21 protein-coding genes and 3 pseudogenes are annotated in these 21,558 nt (G+C 59.0%); 10 read left to right on the top strand and 14 right to left on the bottom strand.

Annotated features, from left to right (window positions below):
- The first annotated feature begins 183 nt into the window (after positions 1-183).
- A complete protein-coding gene (locus MUN79_RS12385; protein WP_244677929.1) occupies positions 184-807 on the top strand; it encodes a deoxynucleoside kinase in 624 nt (207 codons plus the stop codon).
- Between the two features lie 74 nt (positions 808-881).
- Here MUN79_RS12385 and MUN79_RS31835 read toward each other — a convergent pair.
- Positions 882-1,552 (bottom strand): annotated as a pseudogene (locus MUN79_RS31835) (DUF2461 domain-containing protein).
- A 203-nt stretch (positions 1,553-1,755) separates the two neighbouring features.
- Between MUN79_RS31835 and MUN79_RS12400 the strand changes: the two are divergent.
- Positions 1,756-2,796 (top strand): RtcB family protein, encoded by a 1,041-nt coding sequence (locus MUN79_RS12400; protein WP_244677931.1) that lies wholly within the window; start codon positions 1,756-1,758, stop codon positions 2,794-2,796.
- Positions 2,797-2,944: 148 nt separating this feature from the next.
- Here the strand turns inward: MUN79_RS12400 and MUN79_RS12405 are convergent, their stop codons facing one another.
- The 5 genes from MUN79_RS12405 to MUN79_RS12425 all read right to left on the bottom strand — a co-directional run bounded on the left by MUN79_RS12405 (position 2,945) and on the right by MUN79_RS12425 (position 6,758).
- On the bottom strand, positions 2,945-3,724 hold the full coding sequence (locus tag MUN79_RS12405) for a DUF547 domain-containing protein (RefSeq protein ID WP_244677932.1): 780 nt from the start codon (positions 3,722-3,724) through the stop codon (positions 2,945-2,947).
- Between the two features lie 303 nt (positions 3,725-4,027).
- Positions 4,028-4,720 carry an MOSC domain-containing protein gene (locus MUN79_RS12410; protein WP_244677933.1) on the bottom strand — a complete coding sequence of 231 codons (693 nt, stop codon included), beginning with the start codon at positions 4,718-4,720 and terminating at the stop codon, positions 4,028-4,030.
- 2 nt (positions 4,721-4,722) lie between these two features.
- Positions 4,723-4,845 carry an MOSC N-terminal beta barrel domain-containing protein gene (locus tag MUN79_RS12415; RefSeq protein ID WP_244677934.1) on the bottom strand — a complete coding sequence of 41 codons (123 nt, stop codon included), beginning with the start codon at positions 4,843-4,845 and terminating at the stop codon, positions 4,723-4,725.
- A gap of 255 nt (positions 4,846-5,100) precedes the next feature.
- A complete protein-coding gene (locus MUN79_RS12420; RefSeq protein ID WP_244677935.1) occupies positions 5,101-5,277 on the bottom strand; it encodes a hypothetical protein in 177 nt (58 codons plus the stop codon).
- Positions 5,274-6,758 (bottom strand): S8 family serine peptidase, encoded by a 1,485-nt coding sequence (locus MUN79_RS12425; protein ID WP_244677936.1) that lies wholly within the window; start codon positions 6,756-6,758, stop codon positions 5,274-5,276. The genes MUN79_RS12420 and MUN79_RS12425 overlap by 4 nt, the downstream gene beginning before the upstream one ends.
- A 286-nt stretch (positions 6,759-7,044) precedes the next feature.
- Between MUN79_RS12425 and MUN79_RS12430 the strand changes: the two genes are divergently transcribed.
- The 3 genes from MUN79_RS12430 to MUN79_RS12440 all read left to right on the top strand — a co-directional run bounded on the left by MUN79_RS12430 (position 7,045) and on the right by MUN79_RS12440 (position 10,362).
- Positions 7,045-7,752: a hypothetical protein gene (locus MUN79_RS12430; RefSeq protein WP_244677937.1), complete on the top strand. Its 708-nt coding sequence runs from the start codon at positions 7,045-7,047 to the stop codon at positions 7,750-7,752.
- A 73-nt stretch (positions 7,753-7,825) separates the two neighbouring features.
- Positions 7,826-8,488 (top strand): PIG-L family deacetylase, encoded by a 663-nt coding sequence (locus MUN79_RS12435; protein ID WP_244677938.1) that lies wholly within the window; start codon positions 7,826-7,828, stop codon positions 8,486-8,488.
- Positions 8,434-10,362: an NEW3 domain-containing protein gene (locus MUN79_RS12440; RefSeq protein WP_244677939.1), complete on the top strand. Its 1,929-nt coding sequence runs from the start codon at positions 8,434-8,436 to the stop codon at positions 10,360-10,362. Before MUN79_RS12435 ends, MUN79_RS12440 begins: the two co-directional genes overlap by 55 nt.
- 251 nt (positions 10,363-10,613) lie before the next feature.
- Here MUN79_RS12440 and MUN79_RS12445 read toward each other — a convergent pair whose 3' ends face one another.
- The gene (locus tag MUN79_RS12445; protein WP_244677940.1) at positions 10,614-10,898 is read right to left on the bottom strand and encodes a GIY-YIG nuclease family protein; all 285 of its coding nucleotides are present in this window, start codon (positions 10,896-10,898) and stop codon (positions 10,614-10,616) included.
- Between the two features lie 162 nt (positions 10,899-11,060).
- Here MUN79_RS12445 and MUN79_RS12450 point away from each other — a divergent pair, with 162 nt between their 5' ends.
- The 5 genes from MUN79_RS12450 (at position 11,061) to MUN79_RS30970 (ending at position 14,186) form a co-directional block, all read left to right on the top strand.
- Positions 11,061-11,234: a hypothetical protein gene (locus MUN79_RS12450; RefSeq protein WP_244677941.1), complete on the top strand. Its 174-nt coding sequence runs from the start codon at positions 11,061-11,063 to the stop codon at positions 11,232-11,234.
- Complete coding sequence (locus MUN79_RS12455; RefSeq protein WP_375378222.1) at positions 11,173-11,769, top strand: phosphatase PAP2 family protein; 597 nt, start codon at positions 11,173-11,175, stop codon at positions 11,767-11,769. The genes MUN79_RS12450 and MUN79_RS12455 overlap by 62 nt, the downstream gene beginning before the upstream one ends.
- A 709-nt stretch (positions 11,770-12,478) precedes the next feature.
- Positions 12,479-13,417, top strand: a complete 939-nt coding sequence (locus MUN79_RS30960; RefSeq protein ID WP_311136730.1) for a sodium:solute symporter family transporter — start codon at positions 12,479-12,481, stop codon at positions 13,415-13,417.
- A gap of 26 nt (positions 13,418-13,443) precedes the next feature.
- Entirely contained in the window at positions 13,444-13,743 is a 300-nt protein-coding gene (locus MUN79_RS30965; protein WP_311136731.1) for a hypothetical protein, read from the top strand.
- On the top strand, positions 13,677-14,186 hold the full coding sequence (locus MUN79_RS30970) for a sodium:solute symporter family transporter (protein ID WP_311136732.1): 510 nt from the start codon (positions 13,677-13,679) through the stop codon (positions 14,184-14,186). Before MUN79_RS30965 ends, MUN79_RS30970 begins: the two co-directional genes overlap by 67 nt.
- 229 nt (positions 14,187-14,415) lie before the next feature.
- Here MUN79_RS30970 and MUN79_RS12465 read toward each other — a convergent pair whose 3' ends face one another.
- The 7 genes and pseudogenes from MUN79_RS12465 to MUN79_RS12495 form a co-directional block, all read right to left on the bottom strand.
- Positions 14,416-15,318, bottom strand: coding sequence for a DUF2911 domain-containing protein (locus MUN79_RS12465; protein WP_244677943.1), 903 nt, complete (start codon positions 15,316-15,318; stop codon positions 14,416-14,418).
- A gap of 119 nt (positions 15,319-15,437) precedes the next feature.
- Positions 15,438-15,965, bottom strand: coding sequence for a hypothetical protein (locus MUN79_RS12470; RefSeq protein ID WP_244677944.1), 528 nt, complete (start codon positions 15,963-15,965; stop codon positions 15,438-15,440).
- Between the two features lie 13 nt (positions 15,966-15,978).
- Positions 15,979-16,530 carry a hypothetical protein gene (locus tag MUN79_RS12475; RefSeq protein ID WP_244677945.1) on the bottom strand — a complete coding sequence of 184 codons (552 nt, stop codon included), beginning with the start codon at positions 16,528-16,530 and terminating at the stop codon, positions 15,979-15,981.
- Positions 16,523-17,041 carry an ExbD/TolR family protein gene (locus tag MUN79_RS12480; protein ID WP_375378223.1) on the bottom strand — a complete coding sequence of 173 codons (519 nt, stop codon included), beginning with the start codon at positions 17,039-17,041 and terminating at the stop codon, positions 16,523-16,525. The genes MUN79_RS12475 and MUN79_RS12480 overlap by 8 nt, the downstream gene beginning before the upstream one ends.
- Positions 17,042-17,262: 221 nt before the next feature.
- Positions 17,263-19,097, bottom strand: a pseudogene (locus tag MUN79_RS12485) (ABC transporter ATP-binding protein).
- A gap of 91 nt (positions 19,098-19,188) precedes the next feature.
- Positions 19,189-19,664: pseudogene (locus MUN79_RS12490) on the bottom strand (energy transducer TonB).
- 116 nt (positions 19,665-19,780) lie between these two features.
- Positions 19,781-21,259, bottom strand: coding sequence for a sodium:solute symporter (locus MUN79_RS12495; RefSeq protein WP_244677947.1), 1,479 nt, complete (start codon positions 21,257-21,259; stop codon positions 19,781-19,783).
- Positions 21,260-21,558 lie beyond the last annotated feature (299 nt).

Below are 21,558 nucleotides of genomic sequence, written 5' to 3' on the forward strand. Positions count from 1 at the left end.
GCTTTAGGCAGTAGCAGCCGGAAATAGCCCGGAAACCACCGGCGAAAAATCAAGCAGCTAGGAAGATACATAATTTTGCCTGGGAAAACTAGCATAATCCAGAGCCCAGCTTAGATGCGGGCAGTTGGCCGGTTTCCGCTACTTTTGTAGGCTCTTTTTTCGTTTCGCTACCGCACCTCGCTCATGCATATTGCAATCGTCGGCAACATTGGCGCCGGCAAGACCACGCTGGCTAATAAACTGGCGCATCACTTCAACTGGGAAGTATTCCTGGAGGATGTCGACCATAATCCCTACCTGAAGGACTTCTACGACGATATGCCGCGCTGGGCGTTTCACCTGCAGGTGTACTTTCTGAACAGCCGCTTCCGCCAGACCCAGCACATCAAAAAGCTGCAGAGTGCCAGCAAAGGCGTTATCCAGGACCGCACCATCTACGAGGATGCCCACATCTTTGCGGCCAACCTGCACGAGTCGGGCCTGATGAGCGAGCGGGACTACCAGAACTACCTGGCCCTGTTCGAGTCCATGATCAGCATGGTGGATGCGCCCGACTTGCTGCTTTATCTCAAAGCCGATTTGCCCAAGCTCATTCAGCAGATCGACAAGCGCAACCGCGACTACGAGAACAACATCAAGATTGAGTACCTCAAAAACCTCAACGAGCACTACGAGAAGTGGATCAGCAACTACAAGTATGGCAAGCTGCTGATTGTGGACGTCAACAACCTTGACTACGTGAATAACCCCGAGGACCTGGGCGTTATCATCGAGAAGATTAACAGCACCCTGTTTGGCCTGTTCTAGCATCTGCCTTATCACGAAAAAGCCCCGCTGATAACTTCAGCGGGGCTTTTTTTATAGTATACTAATTGCGCAGGTTAGCCTTCGGTCATGGCTTCGTTCAGGAACTGTACCCAGGGCTGAGCGGCCTGCCAGGCCTGTAGCACGCGGTCCGGGAAGTCGGGGCGGAGCACTTCGGCGTCGGAGAAGGTGCGCCACACGAAGAAGCTTTTCAGTCGCAGCCACTCGATGTCAGGGTCGGTCCGGTCGTAACCTTTAGGTGCTGTGCGCAAACTTTGGCTCATGTCCAGACCCTCGGGAAATTCCCGGAGCAAAGCCGGGTCCTGGCGGCGGGCGTGGAACGTATCCGGCGAGTAGTGAATTTCCTGGCGAATCCGGGCCAGCTGCGCGGGTTCGGGCTGCCAGCGGCCGGCGCCCACGTAGGTTTCACCGCCGGGCTCCACGGCCACAAAGTAGCCCGCCCAGGGCTTTGGCGGCCGCCGAGCTTCAGGCCCGAGCCCATGTGGCGCTTGTAGGGCTCGTCGCTTTGCTGAAACCGGTCATTCTTGTTGATGCGGTACATCACGTCGGATGAGGTCAGGCCGATCAGGCTGGGCTCGAAGCGTTGGCTCCGCTGCAGCAGCTCGGTGGTAAGCTCCGTGAAAATGGCCCGGGCTTTATGGTAGTCGCTGCGGTGGGCATCCATCCAGGTTTTGTGGTTGTTGGCCGCTAAATCGCGCAGAAAGGACAGCAGAAATTCTCGATTCATAGGATAGGCTAACACCAGCAGGCGCAAAAAAGCTGCCTGAGCAGGAAGAAAAACCACGGAAAATGCCGCTCGAAAGCCAAGGCGCCTGAACCACAGATTTTTCTACCTTTGTCGCGGCCTATGCTGAGGCCCTATAATTCGCGCGCATTATTTGCGGCTGCTCCCCGTGCGCGCCCTTTCACTTATTCCCTAAAGAAGACCCCGTGCAAACAGTCTACTTTACGGATCGTAGCGTCGTGGAGCAGAACGCGCTACAGTCCCTTCTCGCCTTCGAGGAAAACCAAAACATCGGGCCGATTGCCGTATTCCCCGATATTCACTACTGCTCCGAACGTTCCATCCCAGTCGGGGTGGCCTTTCAAACCACCGACGTTTTTTATCCGCTCGTAATCGGGAAGGATATGGGCTGCGGCGTGGCCTATTTGCGCATTCCCCGGCAGGATGTGTTGCGCCCTTTCGATAAAGCTAAGCACTACCGCGCTCTGGAACGGGAAGTGCACCGCATGACGGAAGAAGGCCTGGGCGGCGGCAACCACTTTCTGTCGTTGGAGGCCTCGGCCGAGTACCTCTACATCATCGTGCACACCGGCAGCCGCAACCTGGGCATTTACATGTACCAGCAAAATTGCCGCCTGTTGCAAGAGCACAGCCCAGGCAACGACTGGTTGCCCATCGAAGTGGCCACGCCCGACTACCGCCGGGAGTATGAGCGGGTGCTACGCTACGCGGCCAGCCGCCGGCGGGAGTTTGTGTCCAAAACCTACGACTTTTTGCAGCGCAATCAGTACGTGGGAGCCGGCACGCCCGTTTTTGCCGACAGCTGCCACAATCTGCTGGAGTTCAGCAATGGGCGCGTGATTCACCGCAAGGGCAGCACCCAGCTAGTGGCGGAAAGTGAAGTCGTCATTCCGCTTTCCATGAGCCGGGGCTCTTTGATTGTCAAGCCCAACCGGTGGAGCCCCACGCTGGAGCAGACGCTCTGGAGCTGCGCGCACGGAGCTGGTCGGCAGTACAGCCGCACCGATACGCTTAAGTTCTGGCATTCGCTCAAGAAAGCGGACAAGGATGCCTACCGCCAACGCTTTGCGGAGCTGCTCAACCGGCAGGGCGACTTTGACAGCAGCATTTTGCAGGAGTTCGACTTTGCCTACAAGGATTCCGCTGCCCTGCTGGCTACCCAGCCGCACCTGATCTTGTGCGACGAGACCCAGCCTATCGTGACGGTGAAATTCACCGGCGTATAGCCGGCTGCCAAGTTCCCATTAGGATTACTGGTTCTTCTCCAAACCACTACGAAGGCTGATACAGCCTTTTATCGTGCCGCAAAAAGCCCCTGAAAACAGCGTCTTCAGGGCTTTTTTACGCCTAGTATCTAGGGATGTATAATGTCGGCTACCGCTGGCGCAGGGCCTGGGTATCAGTGCCGCGGGGGCGGTTGTTGAGTGACCAGTCGAAAGGCAGGAACTCGATGGTAGCCGTGGGTTCGATTTTAATGGCCGAATAGCGGTTCAGGAAGGCAATCAGCTTGGTGCCTTCGCCAAACTCGGCGGCGTACCAGTCGAACAGGCTGGACAAATGCACGGCATCGGCGGCTAGTTGGTTGAGAGCCGTGCGGCTCAAAAACAGGCGGCCTTGGGCGTCGAGCTGCTGGTTGAGCCGGGCTCCGTCGTAAGCTTCGTTGAGCAGGGGCGGGTACGACATGGCCGCCGATACCAGGGCGAAATGCACCCGGGGGTCTTTGAATTCAGGCCGCAGGATTTCCTTTTCAATGGTGTTGAGCGAGTACACTTTGCCGCCCACGTTGACCGAACCCGCTTCCCAGACCGACTTGTAGCCCTTAAGCTCCTTAACCTTGATTTCATTGATGCTGGTCACCGGGAAGTACTGCAGCACGGTATAAATCGTGGCGGCATTGTACACGTTAATCCAGTAGGCTTCCTTGTCGGCGGCCGACCAGGTAGCGGCAGGCGGTGTTTTGCGGATGATTTGCAGATAAGCGTCGAGCTGGTCCTCTTCCTCTAAGAAGCCTTCGTAGTCTACGTAGCCTTCCGGGGTAACGTGCCGGCGCAGCAGGTCCGTCCAGGGGCATGCAACACCTGCGGCGACTTTGGATCCTCTGCGTGAAGGCCAGCCACGGGCAGTAAGCAGGCAAAGCACAGTAGAAACACCCAAAAACAGGCGTAAGCAGAAGACTTATTCATGCGCAGATAGGTGTCGAGGGACAGGGCGGGGCAGGCAGCTCAAAGAACCAGCAAAAATGCAACTCAACCGTAAGCAAAAGGCCGTCGGGAAGGAAGGCCAATCAAATTGTATTTGAATTATTTACGGTTTTAATTGATTTTCAAAGCTAGCAGGTTTTTTACGAATCAACAATGCTTTAAGGTAACTTTTTGACAGGCCCGTTTTTAAGTCTATAGTACTCTGGTGGCCTCTGTCTCCTGGCTTTAAGCCGGTTAAAACCCTTATAATCCCCTTTTACGCCAGCGTACTCCGCACGATTAGCTGGTCGCCGAGGCGCAGGGTACCGCTGCCGGGACCCGTCACGTTCTGCCCGAACATTACCTTGCCGCCCTGAGTCCGGTAGGGGGCCATGGTGCGCAAGGGCTCGGTGCCTTTCTGGGCATTTAGCTGGTTGATGGTCGTAACCTGGCACCGGCCACAGGGCCGTATGCCCTGGAAGGCTACATCGCCAATCAGAAAGTTTTGCCAGGTGTCTTCCTCGTAGGGGTGGCCGCCGCGAAACACCAGATTAGGCCGAAACCGGTCCATGGGCACGGCTTCCGGCAAGCGGCTGTTGAGCTCGTCCAGGGACGACTGCCCGATGAGCAGAAACGGATACGCATCGGCAAAGCTCACGTGGCCGGGTACTGCCCCGTCGTCGGTGCCGCGCATCACCATATCCGACATGTACACCAGCTTGCACTTGCGGCCCAGCGCCTCGCTCAGCCAGGCGTCGGCCTCGGGCGTGCCGCGCCAGGCAAAGACCATATCGTCCCAGATGGTGACAAACAGCGTCCGCTCGGGCGTGGCTGCAAATGGGATATAGAGCGGCAGCAGCTCGGGCCGGGCCGAGTGGACGATGAGAAAGCCGTTGTAAGCCGGCAGTACCTTCAGCAGGGCCATTTCAGCGGTTTGCCGCTGGGTCATGAACTGGTTGCGCTCGTCCACAATCAGCCAGCGCCGGTCGTGGCGCAGGCCCGGGGCTCTACAACGGCCTCCGTTACGCGGATGCCGCCCAAGGATTTAACGGGATATATATACAGGTCGGAAAGGACGAGAGAAGCAGCAGTCATGCCGCAAAGGTAATTTCTAATGCGGGGAATGCGGGGTAAAATGCAGAAGTACCGCTGTGCTGAGCTAAAAGCCTGTGTCTTTGCAGAGAAGAATGACCAAGCAATTCGTTCCCTGAAATATGCTGAGCTACAGTAAGTAAAAAGCCCTCTCCCGTAACAACAGGAAAAGGGCTTTCTAGTAAAGGATCAGGTCGTACTACGCAGAGGACGGATTGCTTCGCTTCTCTCGCAAGGACACGGCAATCAACGCATAAACTACTGGCCGGAGCTGCTGCCTTTCTGGGTTTGCTGGGTGGCTAGCTGCACGGCTTTGTAGAGGTTGACCACGCCGCCAGTGCTGGAAAGCTGGGCGAAATCAACGGTTTTCTTGTCGCCGGGCACGGGCACCTTGGTGTGCACAGGCGCGGCAGACTGCATGATGATGCGCTTCAAGTCGGTGGCGGTGAGCTGGGGAAGTACGACTTAAGTACTGCGGCTACGCCGGCTACCGTGGGCGCGGCCATGCTGGTGCCGCTTTCGTTGCCGTACTTGCTGCCGGGCATGGTCGAGTAAATAGCGACGCCGGGCGCAAAAACGTCTACCTTCTTACCATAATTAGAGAAGTTGGCCGTGAGCTGGGCGTCGTTGGTGCTGCCCGATGCGCCCACGGTCAGGAAGTTGGGGTAGGCAGTTCCACTCAAAGGTACCGGGGCCGGGTAGTGCGTCACTACATCCACGTTCTTCGACTCATTGCCGGCCGCGTGCACCAGCAGCACGCCCTTGGAGCCGGCGTAGCGGATAGCATCTTCTACCGCGTCGCGGTGGGGCGAGTAGTACTTGCCAAAGCTCATGTTGATAATCTGAGCCCCATTGTCGACGGCGTAGCGAATGGCATTGGCCACGTCCTTGTCGTGCTCGTCGCCGTTGGGCACGGCCCGCACGCCCATCACTCGGATAGAAGAGCCAGCCACGCCCTGAATGCCGAGGTTATTGTCGCGGTCGGCGGCAATGATACCGGCCACGTGGGTGCCGTGCAGCGCATCAGGACCGGTAATGTCGGCGTTGCCGTAGTTGCGGTCCTTGACGTTGTCCTCGTCGTCACCGACGATGGCGCGGGGCTTGTAGTCCAGGTTGAGCGAGTATTCGAGGTGTTTCTTGGTTTCGGTGCCGGCTTCCTTGATCTGGGTGATGGCCGCGTCCAGGTCCGGGGCGCCGGTTACCACCAGGTAGTCGTACATGGCTTTCTGAAGCTGCTTTATCCGCGGGTCATCGGTTTTCATGCTGCTCAGCGCGGCCGTGTCCACTTTTTCCACCTTCAGCAGCACTTTCAGCTGGGCAGCCAGGGGCGCAAGGTTGCCCAGGGTCATGTCAATGTCTTCCAACTGCTGCTTTTCATCGGCCACCTTCTCGGCGTAATCCTTTTTTACCTTCTGGTAGAGGTCGTACTCAGCGCGCTTGGCCGCCGGCACCGCCGTGCGGACCTTGCCCTCGTAGAGCGGCTTGAGCTTGGCTACCAGGCGGGTTTCCTCATACAGATCGATGTCCACGTTGCGGCCGTCTTTGCCGCCCAGGAAGTTCCAGCCGTGAATATCATCCACGTAGCCGTTCTTGTCGTCGTCGATGCCGTTGCCCACAATTTCCTTGGGGTTTTTCCACAGCACCCGCTTCAGATCCTCGTGGGTCGTATCAATGCCGGCATCAATGACGGCCACGATGACGGGCGAGGCGGTGCGGGTTTTGAGCAGCTCGTCGTAGGTGCGCTGGGTGCTGATGCCCATCACCTTGTCCTTGGTCGGGTCGAGGTGGGTCCACTGCTGCACCACGGCCGGGGCGTAGTAGCCGAAGCCGCGCTTTGCGCAAAAGAGGCGGCCGGCACGAGCAGCGCCAGACCCAAAGAAGTCAGAAATGAATGGGGAAATGCGCTCATGCGGCAATAAGGATCAGAGAGAAGATGCGGAGAAAGATAGGCTACTGACGCTAATTCGCTGGAATCGTTGCCGCGTCAGCCGGTTTTCAGCTCCAAACCATAATCGTACCGCTATATGTTCCCGGCGGGCAACAGCAACTTTGGGTCATCAGCTTCTCAAGGGTTGGCAGGGCGGAGGTTAGCTAAAATAGGATAGTTCGCTTCCTTGGCTCTAACGAACCGGGGAGGATTACTTCGTTCGGCGCAAGGTTTATCTTACCGGCCCGTCCAGCCTGTAGAAAGCCTATTTCGCCATGAAAATTCTGTTATACGCCTTGGGTACCGCTGCTCTGCTCGGCGCCTGCTCCGGGCCCGAACCGCCTGTAAGCCAGCCAGCCAAGCAGCCCGCCCCGGCCCGCAAGCCCGCCCTGACCACGCCCGACCCAGCTGCCTGCCACGCCTTTTTGCGCGCCACCATCAGCCTCTCTATCCAGGACCATTACGACGTGCGCAGCGACGGCGGCGCGTTTTTCAGCCGCCAGCCCTATGGCCTCGATGAGCGCACTGCCGGGAAGCTGGCCCCTGGCCGCGACTCAACCAGCGCATCGGCTTATTTTATGGATACGCCCCCGGCCGTAATCCGTGAGTTTCGGAGGCAGGTGTTGCAGCTTGATACTGCCGCCCAGCGCCGCTTTGTCTGGCAGCCGGAGCTGCTGGGCAAGTTTGTGTTTGTCAACAGCACCGACGATACCCTCAACCCCGACCTGGCCCGGCAGGTACGCTTCGTAACCCCGGCGCGGCAGGAGCAGATCCGCCGGGAAATAGGGGAGTGGAACCGCGGCCCGCAGCAAGACCGGCTGGTGAGCTACGCCAGCCTGCCGCTGTTTTCGGCCGATGGGCGCTATGTGCTCATCGTGCGCGGGCAGGCCCAGCAAAGCCTGGGCTGGGACTCCATCTTCATCTACGAGCGCCAGGCCCAGGGCTGGAAAATCATTGACAGCGCCCGACTCAGCACGTTGTAAGTGCCCGAGCTCAAAATCACCACGGTGCCCAGTCGTCTGCTAACTTCACGGCCCTAATTCGGTTTGTTCGCTTATGCGCTTCTTTTCCTCTTCCGTAGCCCGCTGCGCCACGGCTTTGCTTCTGACCTGCGGCTCCCTGCTGCCCGCCGCCCGGGCCCAGGCGCCCAAAACCTACACCTCCTCGGAAATCCTGCTGGGCCTCAAAAAGCTCAACGTGCTGGGCTCGGTGATGTACATGGCCGCCCACCCCGACGACGAAAACACCCGCCTGATTGCCTACATGGCCAACGGCCGCCTGCTGGAAACCGGCTACCTGAGCTGCACCCGCGGCGACGGGGGCCAGAACCTTATCGGCCCCGAGCTGCGCGAAGGACTTGGCGTTATCCGCACCCAGGAGCTGCTGGCGGCCCGCCGCATCGACGGGGGCCGGCAGTTCTTTACCCGGGCCAATGACTTTGGCTTCAGCAAAACCGCCGAGGAAACCTTCACCATCTGGGACAAGGAGCAGGTGCTGGCCGACATGGTCTGGGTGATTCGGCAGCGCCGGCCCGACGTGCTCATCACCCGCTTCCCGCCCGACGCCCGCGCCGGCCACGGCCACCACACTGCCTCCGCCATCCTGGCCGCCGAAGCCTTCGACGCCGCCGGGACCCGAAACGGTTCCCCGAGCAGCTCAAGTACGTGCAGGTGTGGCAGCCCAAGCGCCTGTTCTGGAACACCGGCTCCTTTTTCGTGAAGCCCGGCGAAAGCATGGATAGCTACCTCAAGCTCGACGCCGGCGGCTACAACCCCCTGCTGGGCCAGAGCTACGGCGAAATTGCCGCCCGCAGCCGCTCCCAGCACAAAAGCCAGGGCTTCGGCTCGGCCGCTACCCGTGGCGAGGCCCTGGAATACTTGCAGCAGGTGAAAGGTGATAAGGCCAGCAAAGACCCCTTCGAAGGCATCGACCAAAGCTGGAACCGGGTACCCGGTGGCGCGGCCGTGGGCAAGCTGATTGACGAGGTAATTCGGAAGTATGACGCGGCTAATCCTAGCGCAAGTGTGGCTGGACTACAGGCGGTGGCATTGGCTATGAATAAAATACCTTTCCCATCAACTGAAGGGGAGCAGCGCCATTTGAATTTTTGGCGGCAAGAAAAGCTCAAAGCCTTGGATTCCTTGATTCAAGCTTGCTTAGGGCTATATCTGGAAGCTGTAGCTCTTGAGCCGGAAGTCTCTCCCGGACAACCAGCTTCTCTGACAATCAATATTATTAGTCGTAGTACGAAAGTTGAGTTGTCTTCACTCGGTGTTTTAACCACGGGTGGCAGAACCGATACAGATACTACAATCAATAAAACACTTCTGCCTAACCAGTTATTTTCCTTTCGCAAAAGGGTCGAATTACCAAGAATAACGCCGACAAGCGCACCATACTGGCTCTACGAACAAGGCTCTGTGGGTATGTACACAGTAGCTAATCAAATTGACCGCGGTCAGCCTGAAATGGGAGTCGCAACTGCTAAAATCCTACTTGCAGTTGAAGGGCAGTTGCTGACTTTATTCGTTCCCGTCCAATACAAAAGCACCGACCCGGTAGAAGGGGAGAAGTACCGCCCCCTCACCGTGGTGCCGCCCGTGGCCGTCAACATCGGCGGCCGGGCCTACGTCTTCGCCGACAACACCCCTAAAACCATTCCCGTGACCCTGCGCGCCGGGAAGGCCGGCGTGAAAGGCTCCCTGGCCCTGACCCTGCCCGCCGGCTGGAAAGCCCAGCCCGCCACCGCCGCCTTCGACCTCGCCGCCAAAGACGCCGAGCAAACGGTGTTCTTCCAGGTCCAGCCCGGCCCCGGTGCTTCAGAAGGTAAAACCGAGGTAAAAGCCGTAGCCACCGTAGAGGGCCAGCAGTACTCCCGCGGCTACCAGGCCATCCAGTACAACCACATTCCAACCCAGACGCTCTTCCCCGAAGCCGTAGCCCCGCTCGTCAAGCTGGACCTCAAGCGCAAGGGCCAGGAAATCGGCTACCTCATGGGGGCCGGCGACGAAGTGCCCGACGCCCTGCGCCAGATTGGCTACAACGTGACCCTGCTCAAGCCCGAGGATATCAACGCCGACTACCTGCGCCGCTTCGACGCCGTGGTGCTCGGCGTGCGGGCCTACAACACCGTCGGCCAGCTCCGCAACCTCCAGCCCAACCTGCTCAAATACGTCGAAAACGGCGGCAACGTGGTGGTGCAGTACGTGGTGAACCGCGGCACCGTGCTGCCCGAAATCGGCCCGTACCCGCTCAAGCTCTCGGCCGACCGGGTCACCGTCGAAAACGCCGCCGTGACCTTCCTCAACCCCAAGCAGCCCCTGCTGAACACTCCCAACAAAATCACCACCAAGGATTTCGAGGGCTGGCAGCAGGAGCAGGGCCTCTACTATCCCAGCTCCTGGGACCCCAAATACCAAACCGTCATCAGCAGCCACGACCCCGGCGAATCGGCCAAGGAAAGCGCCATCCTCGTGGCCGATTATGGCAAAGGCCACTACATCTACACCGGCCTCTCCCTCTTCCGCGAGCTGCCCGCCGGCGTCCCCGGCGCCTACCGCCTCCTCACCAACATGGTGTCCCTGGGCAAGTAGAAGCCGTGTCATTGCGAGGCGTAGCCAAAGCAATCCGTCCTCTACGCAGCACGCCCCGCCCTTTACCCAAGCCCTTTCCTTCCTGTCATTGCGAGGACGAAGGACGAAGCAATCCGTCCTCTACTAGTGACAAACGCCCTTTACCCAGAAAGCCCTAACGCCAGAGCAGGCATTAGGGCTTTTCACTTTAGGGCACTCAGTACATTTCAGAGGACGGATTGCTTCGTCCTTCGTCCTCGCAATGACACGTCTTACCCCAACTCCTCAAACAGCTCACGCCACTCCGGGTTAAAAGCCTGAATCAAGTCCAGCTTACTCTGCCGGGAGCCTCCTTTAAGCTGTTTCTCCCGGTCTATGGCCGTTTTCACCTCCGTAAACTGCTCCCAGTACACCAGCTTATGCAGGTTGTATTTGCTGGTAAAGCCGGGGTGCAAGCCGGTTTTGTGCTCGTAGACACGACGCTTTAAGTCATTGGTAACACCAACGTACAGCACGGCGTGGTTAAGGTTGGTCAGAATATAGATATAGTACAGCATAGCCCGTTAAGATATAGGGCTTTCTGGGTAAAGGTCACTTCGTACTTCGTAGAGGACGGATTGCTTCGTCCTTCGTCCTCGCAATGACCCAACCACGCCCTCCCAAAGGAACGAACCACCTGCCAATCACAGTTTGCCAGGCTCCGCCACCTAGCCCCGCCTATGCCGCTTACCCCGCGCCGGTTCCTGCAGCTCACCGCCCTGCTGCTGCCCGCCTGCCTGCTGCTCATCCTCTTCCTCGACCAGCCCCTGGCCCTGTTTCTGCACCAGCACTGTGCCCCGTCCGGCCCTTCTTCGAAACCCTCACCAGCCGCGCCGACTACCTCCACGACCTGAGCAAAACCCATCTGCTCGGCATTCCCTTGATTTTCCTCCTCCTCGGCCTCGGCTTCGTTCTTGGCCGCTACCTGCTCAAAAGTCCCACCGCCGGCCTCTTTCTCGTCCTGCTGCTCACCCACGAGCTCAGCATGGTAGCGGCCCGCGTCCTCAAGGGCGTGCTGCTGCGCCTGCGTCCCGCCGCCCTCTTTGCCGGCTCCTATTCCGATTCCGGCTTCTGGCACGATGCCCCCATACCGGCTCGTTTCCCTCCACCCACACCGCCGTCTACTGGAGCCTGTTTCTGCCCCTGGCCCTGGCGTTTCCCCGCCACCGCCTGCCGCTGCTGGTCTTTCCCGTCCTCATCGGCCTTGGCCGCCTCGCCCTCGACATGCACTACCTCTCCGACGTACTTTTCTCCATCTGGCTCGTCGTCCTCTTCACCTTCCTCGCCGGCCGCCTCGCCCAACTCCCCGCCCTGGCCGGTCCCGCACCCGCTTCTTCTGTCATCCTGAGCGGCGCGCAGCAGAGCGAAGGACCTTCCTCAATTAAGTGACCAAACCTGATTCAGCGTGCAAAAGCTCTTTACCACACCCCTGGTAAAGGGCTTTTTGCATAAGCCCAGCCTCAGCCGAAAAGCAAATAGCTACTCCACACGCAGCTTCTGCTACTTATCAGATGTCCTTTGTAATATCCCTGATTTCACCCGCCAGCTACCATCTTCCATCAATCAGCAAGTAACTACCACCCGCCAGACATCATCTACCATCAGTCAGGTAACCACTACCGTCCGCCACTTATCAACTACCACTAGTCAGATAACAACTACCATGCGCCAGACGTCATCTGCCGGGCGCCACCTATCAGCTGCCAACCGCCACTTGCATTCTGCCATGCGCCATTTGTAATCTTCCAAGCGCCACCCATCAACTACCGTCAGTCAGACATTAACTACCGCCCGCCAGGTAGCACCTACCATGCGCCAGACATCAACTACCACCCGCCACCTGTTCCCTACCGACTGACAGCCTTCTCCCACCGCCCGCCACGTAGCAGCAGCAAGCCGCCAGCAAGTTCCTGCCCACATCCAGCCGCCACCGCCTAACTTGCTTCCCCAATCCGCCCTCTAACGTTGCCTTCCTTGCCCGCCGCCCCGAAACTGACAAGCCCCCGCTGCTGCCCTCCTGGCGGGCCTGGTACGCCCTGGTACTCGCCGCCCTTACCCTGGAGCTGGCTTTGTTCCTCTACCTCACCCGCCTCTTCGCATGAGCCTCCTCGATTGGCTGGTGCTCGGTGGCACCCTGTTGTTTATCGTCGGCTACGGCACCTGGCGCACCCGCGGCAGCCAAACCCTCGACGCTTACCTGCTCGGCAGCCGGCAGGCCAATTGGTGGGGCATCGGCCTAAGTATCGTCGCCACCCAGGCCTCGGCCATCACCTTCCTTAGCACCCCCGGCCAGGCCTACGACGACGGGATGCGCTTTATCCAATTCTACTTCGGCCTGCCGCTGGCCATGGTCCTCATTGCCGCTGTGGCCGTGCCCATCTATCAGCGCCTCCAAGTCTTTACCGCCTACGAATACCTCGAAACCCGCTTCGACCGCCGCACCCGCACCCTGGCTTCGGTGCTGTTCCTGGTTCAACGCGGCCTGAGTAACGGCCTTTCCCTCTATGCCCCGGCCCTGGTCTTATCCGCCATCCTGGGCTGGAACGTGAGCCTCACCGTCTGGCTTATTGGTGGCCTGATGATTAGCTACACCGTGGCCGGCGGCACCCGCGCCGTGGCCGTTACCCAGCAGTGGCAGGTGGCCGTCATCTTCACCGGCATGGTCGTGGCCGGCTACCTGCTTGTGCACTACCTACCCGCCGAAGTCGGCTTCCGCGAAGCCGTGCAAGTCGCCGGCTTCCACGGCAAGATGAACCTCATTGACTTCCACTTCGACCCCAAAGACCGCTACAACTTCTGGACCGGCATGACCGGCGGCCTTTTCCTGGCCCTGTCTTACTTCGGCACCGACCAAAGCCAGGTGCAGCGCTACCTCAGCGGGCAAAGCATCACCGAAAGCCGGCTGGGCCTGCTCTTCAACGGCCTGGTAAAAGTGCCCATGCAGTTCGGTATCCTGCTCATCGGCGTGCTGCTCTTCGTTTTCTACCAGTTCAACCAGCCCCACTTACCTTCAACATTCCCATCCGGGAGCAGATAGCCGCCAGTCCCCAGTACGCCCCGCAGTTGCAGGAGCTGGAGCAGCGCCACACCCTGCTCTTCACCGCCCGCCGCCAGGCCACCACCGACCTGGTAGCGGCCCTGCAAACCGACAACCCCGAGCAGATTGCTGCCGCCCAGGCCCACCTGCAAACCACCGAGGCCGCTACCCAGGGCCTAAGCGCCGAAACCAAGGACTTCCTCAAGCAAGCCGCCCCACCGCCGAAGCCAAAGACACCGACTACGTCTTCCTCACCTTCGTGCTCCAGTACTTGCCCCACGGTCTGGTCGGCCTGCTCATTGCCGTCGTGCTCAGCGCCGCTATGAGCTCGGCCGCCGCCGGCCTCAACGCCCTGGCCAGCACCACCATCATCGACTTGTACCGACCCACCCGGCCCCACCTCAGCGAGTTGCACTGCGTGCGGGCCTCGCGCTGGGCCACCATCGGCTGGGGCGTGCTCGGCATCGGCTTCGCCCTGTTTGCCGCCCGCCTCGAAAACCTGATTCAGGCCGTCAACATCCTGGGCTCCATCTTCTACGGCACTATCCTGGGCATCTTCGTGGTAGCCTTTTTCTTGAAGAGCATTGGAAGCCGCGCTGTTTTCCAGGCCGCCATCATCACCCAGCTGCTCATCTTCCTGCTCTTCTTCACCACCGACGTAGCCTACCTCTGGTACAATATCATCGGCTGCGCCCTGGTCATGCTCCTGAGCCTGCTCAGCCAGAAGCTCCGCCCCGAACCCCGAAAAGCCCTGGCCCATCAGGTATAAACCAAGTGTCATTGCGAGGCGCAGCCGTGGCCATCCGTGCTCTACTCGTGGCCAACGTTCTTTACTCAGAAAGCCCTTTATTCCTGTTGGAGTAAAGAGCCTTTCAGTTAGGGTTGCTCCGCACATTTCAGAGGACGGATTGCCACGGCTGCGCCTCGCAATGACGCACCTAAAAAAAGCCCTGGCCAACAGCGTTGACCAGGGCTTTCTGCTCGTTATTCGTGGCTGACTACTTGCCTTTCTTAGCTTGGGCAATGAGCTCCTCGTTCATCTTCACGTAGTCGGCATTCTTGCCGTCCAGGGCCAGCTTCTTCGACTGCTCGGCAGCGGCAGTAGCACCTTTGTAATCCTTTATCTTCATGCGGATTTTGGCTTCGGTGTGGACGTTCCAGAACTTGGGGTCCTTCTCGTTGGCCTTCTGAATCCAGGCCAGGGCCTGTTTCATATCCTTGTCGTTGTCGAGGTAGTACACGGCAGCGGCAGCGTAGTCGTTGGCGCTGACGTTGGTGCCTTTAACCACCTTTTCGTCAATCTGGGCCATTACCCTTGAGTCCACGTAGGTGCTGATCTTAAACTTGGCGCTGGTCAGCTCCCACTGCATATCCACGTTGGCCGTGGAAGGGGTCAGGTCCGAGAAATTGATGGTAAATGTCTCGACTTTATTGGCCAGCTTGAGCGGCTTGGCTGAAATCCGGGCTACGTCGTCGTCGGCCTTGAAGCCCGCCACATCAGCTCCTTGCTTGGTATTCTTGCTGAGCACCACGGTCCAGACGGTTTTGCCCGGAATGGTGTACAGGCCATATTCACCGGCCGGAATCTTCTTGCCTTCCAGAATCACGTCATCCGAAAACTTGATGGTCGTGGTTTGGTTGGCACCCGTGCGCCAGCGCTTGGTGTAAGGCACTATGGCTTTGGTCGTGGAGTCACCGAAGATGGTGCGACCCTTGGCGCTGGGGCGGGAATACGTGATGGTCACGTCGGTGAGGCCCACGCGCTGGGTAACGGTGCTTTTAGGGCTGGCCGCCGGGGTTGAAATCTGGGCCTGAGCCGCGCCGCTCAACAGCAGACCACCCACGAGCAGCGTAGCGCCCAGGGTGCGGGAAAAAGACTTCAGCAGAGAAGTAGAGTGCATACAAAAGGGATTGTGGAGGTTAGACCGGGTAAAAATAGGGAAATCTAACACACCAACTATGTTTTTGAATTGTCTTTGCTAAAAATATTGGCCCTAAATGCTCATGGGCTTGGCCTGATTTATTGCTGCGGAATCTGATGAGCCGCCAGGATCTGGCGGATGTCGGCCGTGGTGGCTGGGGCCGGCAGGCATCGCAGGTCGAGGTAGTAGCAGGCCACTTCCGTGGGATACAGCAGCAGCCAGTGGGGCTGTACCCACACCGCTTTCTTGATGGCCGACCACTGCAGGGAAAACTGCACCAACTCACTCTGGCCCTGAAATTCATCGGGCGTAAGGGTGTACACCGTAGGGCGACTGAGCGCGGCGTGGCTCTTCTTGTAGCCCCGACGCATCAGCCAGCGTACCACCGAAGCGCGGCCAACCAGGAAGAGAAATCCCACCATGAGCAGCACCGGAGTGGTCCAGGAACTCAGCCGCCAGTGGTTTTGATGCAGCGTAAGTACAAAGCCTATTGCCAGCAGAGTCAGCCCGCCGCCCAGCAGCCAGTTGCTGCGCCGCGTACCCAGGCGCTTGTTCCAGAGCCCGTAGTTGATGGTCAGGTAATCGTTTTCCGACAGGGTAACAGGCAGGAAAGTAATGCTGTGCATGCGGCAAAGATGCTCAATCTGCCGATTTGCCCGGCGTTGGCAGCAAGGCCAGTACCTGCGCCGCCGTGGCCGGCGGCTGTACTAAATCTAAGTTCAGGTAGTAGCAATGTTCGGGAGAAGTATAGAGCAGCAGCCAGTTGCCTACCGGTTGCACGCTGTAAAACCCCGCCCAGGAAAAGAAACGCTGCATGCCATTCTGCGTGACGTGTACGCCGGCCTGTTCTACCACGAAGCTAGTCGGCCGCTGCCGGACGGGGTCTTGCCGGTAGGCCCGGCGGTACTCCCACCACTGATGGGCCAGGCCCAGCACCGTGAAGAGAGTCACTAGTACCAGCCAGGTTACCCGGTATCCCGGCCCGAACCAGAGGCCACCGGCCAAGCCGCTTACTACCACGGCCGCCCAGCGTTGCACTTTCACTTTCCAGGAGTCGGCAGTTTCGGGCTTGGGCGTGGGCTGCTCGGGATAGCGCCGCCGCTGCTGCTGCTGGTGAATGGCCTGAAAGTCGACAAAGGAAACGGCAGTTGGCGCTACGTGGATGAGTTCTACCGCAGGCAAGTCAGTCAAGAGTAACAGGTTTGTTCTGATATGTGGTCGCAAAGGACTTTTCGTTGGCTACCAGATTGAGCCGGTGAATACCATGTTGCTGCAAAAGCCGAAACACCCTCATGAGGCGTGCGGCGGGCAGCGTCTGGTCGGCCCGAATAAACACGAAGGGCTTTTTGCCATACAAACGGCTACTCACGGCCAAGCCGGCCGTCAGATAGTCCGCCAGCTGATCGTTACCGGCTCGGCTGGGGATGCCGACGGCAAAGGTATGACGCAATCGAGGGGGCGCAGCAAGCCAAGCGTGCAACTGGTGGATGTCCTGACTTAGAAAAGGACTGTGCCGCAGCTCCCGGAGTTGCTCCTGTGTAAGGGCCACGCCATACTGCCGGGCCACCTGCTCAAGCAGGGTTGTCTGGAAATCGGCGTTATCAGTGGCGAGGTAAAAACGACCCCGGCTGTCAATTGACACAACCAGCGCATGACTTTCCGGCAGCCGTCCCGTTGGAGTAAAAGAAAAAGGTAGCCGCACCGCCGGAGCAAGCGGGGCAAAGTGGCTTGAGGTTAGAAAAAAGGCCGAAAGCAGCAGTAGTACGCCGCCCCAGAGGCCGAGGTCGGGTGCACCAAGCGTAGGGCGTGGCATGCGCCGGGGTGGAGTAGTCATGGCCTTAAGGATAGTATATAGCCTACATAATAACGAAAAAGGGCGAAGCCTGCGCTTCGCCCTTCTCGACGGAATAACTTCTTACTTGTTTAGCTAGGCTGGAGCTGCAGCTTAAGCAAATTGGCGTACAGCCCGTTTTCGCTGTGGCTGAGCTCGTCGTGGGTGCCTTGCTCCACGATGCGGCCCCCATCGATAACCAGGATTTTATCCACCTTGCGAATGGTGCTCAGGCGGTGGGCAATGATGATGCTGGTGCGGTTCTGCATGAGCTCATCCATGGCGCTTTGCACCAGCTGCTCGCTTTCCGAGTCAAGGGCGGAGGTGGCTTCGTCCAGAATCAGGATGGCGGGGTTTTTCAGAATGGCCCTCGCAATGGCAATGCGCTGCCGCTGCCCGCCCGAAAGCTTCACGCCCCGCTCGCCCACCAGCGTATCAAGGCCTTCGGGGAAGGTGGAAATAAACTGCCAGGCATTGGCCTTGCGCGCCGCGACCGTGATTTCCTCGTCGGTAGCCTCGATTTTGCCATAGGCAATATTCTCCCGGATAGAGCCGCCGAAGAGCAGGGTTTCCTGGGCACGATGCCGATATGGCGGCGCAGCTCGGTCAGGTCGTACTGCTGCAGGTCGCGGCCGTCGATAAGGATTTTGCCGCCGCTGAGCTCGTAAAACTGCATCAGCAGCTGCACAATAGTACTCTTGCCGGCGCCGCTGGGGCCTACTAGGGCAATCTTCTCGCCGGCCTGGATGTCAAAGTCGATGTTCTTGAGCACCGGCAAGTCGGGGCGGGTGGGGTAGCTGAAGGCCACGTTGCGGTAGTCGATGTCGCCACGGATCTGCAGGGGAGCCGTGCCTGCCAGGCGGGGCCGGTGCGTGGGCTCGGATGGCTCGTCGAGTATCTCCAGAATCCGCTCGGAAGCGCCCAGGGTGCTTTGCACCTTACCATACAATTCGCCCAAGCCGCCGACCGAAGCGCCGATGAAGATAGTGTAGAGGGCAAAGGACGTCAGGTCGCCGATGGTCATCTGGCCCGCTGCTACCAGCGAAGCCGCCCGCCACAGCACCATGATGATGCCGCCAAACAAGCCGATAATAACGAACGACACGAAGCCGCCCCGGTAGAGGTTGCTGCGCAGGGCCGACTGCAGTGTCCGGTTCAGCGAAACGCCGTAGCGGTTGGTTTCGAACATCTCGTTGGTGAAGGCTTTCACCGTATTGATGCCCTGCAGGGTTTCCTCCACAATGACGTTGGTCTTGGCCAGCTCTTCCTGGGTGGCTTTGGCCAGCACTCGGATCTTACGGCCGAACACCATGGCTACTACCACGATGGGCGGGAAGGTGAGCAGCATGAACAAGGAGAGCTTCACCGATACCATCATGATGAAGACGATGCCTACCACCAGGGTCGTGACCTGCCGGAACAGCTCGGCCAGGGTCAGGGAAAATGAGTCCTGAATCATGCCCACGTCGGAGGTGATGCGGGAGGTGATGGCGCCCACGCGGTGCTTCTCGAAGTATGGAATGGGCAGGGTAACAAACTTGCGGTAGAGCGCCTGGCGAATGTCGCGCACGGTAAACTCGCTGACCTGGGTGAAAAACCAGATGCGGCCAAACGAGAAGGTGCCCTGAAGCAGGATAACGGCAAACAGCCCCAGCGCAATCTGGGTGATGCTGAGCGTGAGGCCGTTGGGCAGCACGAAGGGCTTGCCATTGGCGGCGTCGGTGAGCTTGCCGATAACCCAAGGGAAGCCCATGGTAGTGGCGCTGGACAGCGTGAGCAGTACCAGACCGATAATAAACTTGACCCGGTAAGGCAGCACGTAGCGGAAAATGCGCAGGCCGTGCCGGAAGCTTTCCTTGGTTATTTTCTTTTTGGGCACATCCGGATCAAGGGTCGTGCCGCTGGTATTCATTCCACTTCTGGCCATGTATTCTATATCATAGAACTCAGAGTTGAGTGCTGAGAGCCGTAGACTAGGCTCTGAGCTCTTACTTCCGGACTCTTAGCTGCTTAACTTGTTACTCAAATTTCGTTTTGCCCTTTTCTACCTTCAGCGTGCTGGTGTCGCCGAAGGGCACGGGCAGCTGCACCTGAATGGCCACGGGCTGGCCCTTGCGGGTGGCCGGCTTCCAGGCCGGCATTAGGCTGAGTACGCGCAGGGCTTCGGCGTCGCACTCGGGCTGAGACTTTTCACTACTGTTGGACTGGCTACCCGCCCATCGGTTTCGATGGTGAAGCTGGTGAGCACCGTGCCGGTAACCTTATTGACGCTGGCCGCCTCCGGATACTTTACGTTCTGCTGAAAAAACTCGCTTAGCTTCTGGGCCCCGCCCACAAACTGCGGGGGCACGTCGGGGCGGTTGGCTGCCGGGCGGGCCTGGGCCTGCATGCGGCCGGGCTTGAGCACAATGGGCTGCTTGGCCGGCACCGACTGCTGGGCCTGCGCCTGAGCGGCCAGCCCCAGGGCCAGCAAGAAAGTGAAGAGTTGTTTCATGAAAGCGAAGTGCCGGAAAACCGCCCGTTTAGGAAAGGAAAAGCCGCACGGATTTCGGCTGCGCAAAGGTACGCACAGAAAGCCCAAGCCAACGGCTTATGCCTAAACAACCTAGGCTACGCTGGGTTCAATTCGGCGGCGGGCTGGCGCGAAATGGCGAGCAAGCCCAGGAAGGTCAGCAGGCCATTGACGAGCAGAATCTCGAAGCCGAACTCGTAGCCGCCCAGCCAGGCCTTGGAGTTGGCGTTGAGAATGTAGCAGAACACCGGCGGCCAGGCGCACATCCAGGGCACGTAGGTGTCGTGGAGCTGGCGGCGGGTGAAGATGCCGAAGCTGAAGAGGCCCAGCAATGGCCCGTAGGTGTAGCCGGCGGCCTTGAACACGGCCGAAATCAGGCTCTGGTCGTTCAGCATCCGGAAGATGAGGATGATGATGACCAGCACCACGGTAAACATCAGGTGGGTGCGCTGGCGCAGCACGCTCTGCCGGGCCTCGGGGTACTTGCTGATGGTCAGAAAGTCGACGCAGAAGGAGGTGGTCAGGGCCGTCAGGGCCGAGTCGGCGGAGGAGTAGGTAACGGCAATGATGCCCAGGATAAACACGATGCCGGCAAACACGGAGAAGTGCTCGGTGGCCAGCAGCGGAAATACGTCGTCGCCGATGACCTTGCCGGCGGCATTCACGGGCAGGGTAATGCCCTTGGCGGCAGCATATTGGTAGAGCAGCACGCCCAGGGACAGGAACAGCACGTTGACCGGCACCAGGATGAGGGCAAACCAGAACATGTTTTTCTGCGCGTCGCCCAGGGAGCGGCAGCTCAGGTTTTTCTGCATCAAATCCTGGTCGAGGCCGGTCATGACTATGGTAATGAACATGCCGGAAATGAACTGGGTCCAGAACTTGCGCGAGTCGGTCCACTCCCAGAAAAACACCTGCGACATTTCCGACTCCCGCACCGTGGTAATCACCTGCTGGAAGCCCAGGTTGAGCTCATCCGAAATCAGGTAGACCGAGATGCCCACCGAGGTGAGCATGGCCAGGGTCTGGAAGGTGTCGGTCCAGAGAATGGTTTTGAGGCCGCCGCGGAAGGTGTAGAGGTAAATCAGCAGAATGCTCACGGCCACCGTCACGGCAAAGGGCACGCCCAGCTCGTCGAAGACGGCTACCTGCAGCACGCCCGCCACTACGTAGAGGCGCAGGGCTGCCCCGATGGCCCTTGAAATCAGGAAGAGCGCCGCCCCGGTCTTGTAGCTCCAAAAGCCGAAGCGCTGCTCCAGGTAGGTGTAGATGGACACCAGATTGAGCCGGTAATATAGGGGCAGCAGCACCGTGCCGATTACCAGGTACCCGACCAAATAGCCCATGACCACGGCCATGTAGCTCCAGGCCTTGTCCTGTACCATGCCGGGCACCGAAATGAAGGAAACGCCCGAGAGCGAGGTGCCAATCATGGCGAAGGCCACCATGTACCAGGGCACGTTGCGGTTGGCCACGAAAAAGCTGGCGCTGGTGGCTTTGCGCGAGGTGAGCAGGGCAATAACGATGAGGATGGTGAAGTAGCCGGCAATCAGGCTCAGAACCAGGGTAGGGGACATAACGGGCAGCAAATGGAGGGGTAAAGATACGCCGCTGCTTTGGACTGGCAGGAAAAGTTGGGGTGGCGGGCTAAGGGTAGGATAAAACCAAGGCAGCAGGTGGCGGCAAAGACTAGAGAAGTGAGGCGGGAGATGGCTAGAAGGTCCCAACTCGGTGGCTGGAAAGTGGCAGGTAGGCGACGGAAGGGTTTTTGGATTTTGGCGGGGAAGGAGGCAGACCGAGCCAGCGTGGCCGATAAAGTGCGGAGAATTGCCGGTTAGCTATTTACTTTGAGAGACTTATCCAGATTCCTACCCTT

Source organism: Hymenobacter cellulosilyticus, from assembly GCF_022919215.1.
Taxonomy (GTDB): Bacteria; Bacteroidota; Bacteroidia; order Cytophagales; family Hymenobacteraceae; genus Hymenobacter; species Hymenobacter cellulosilyticus.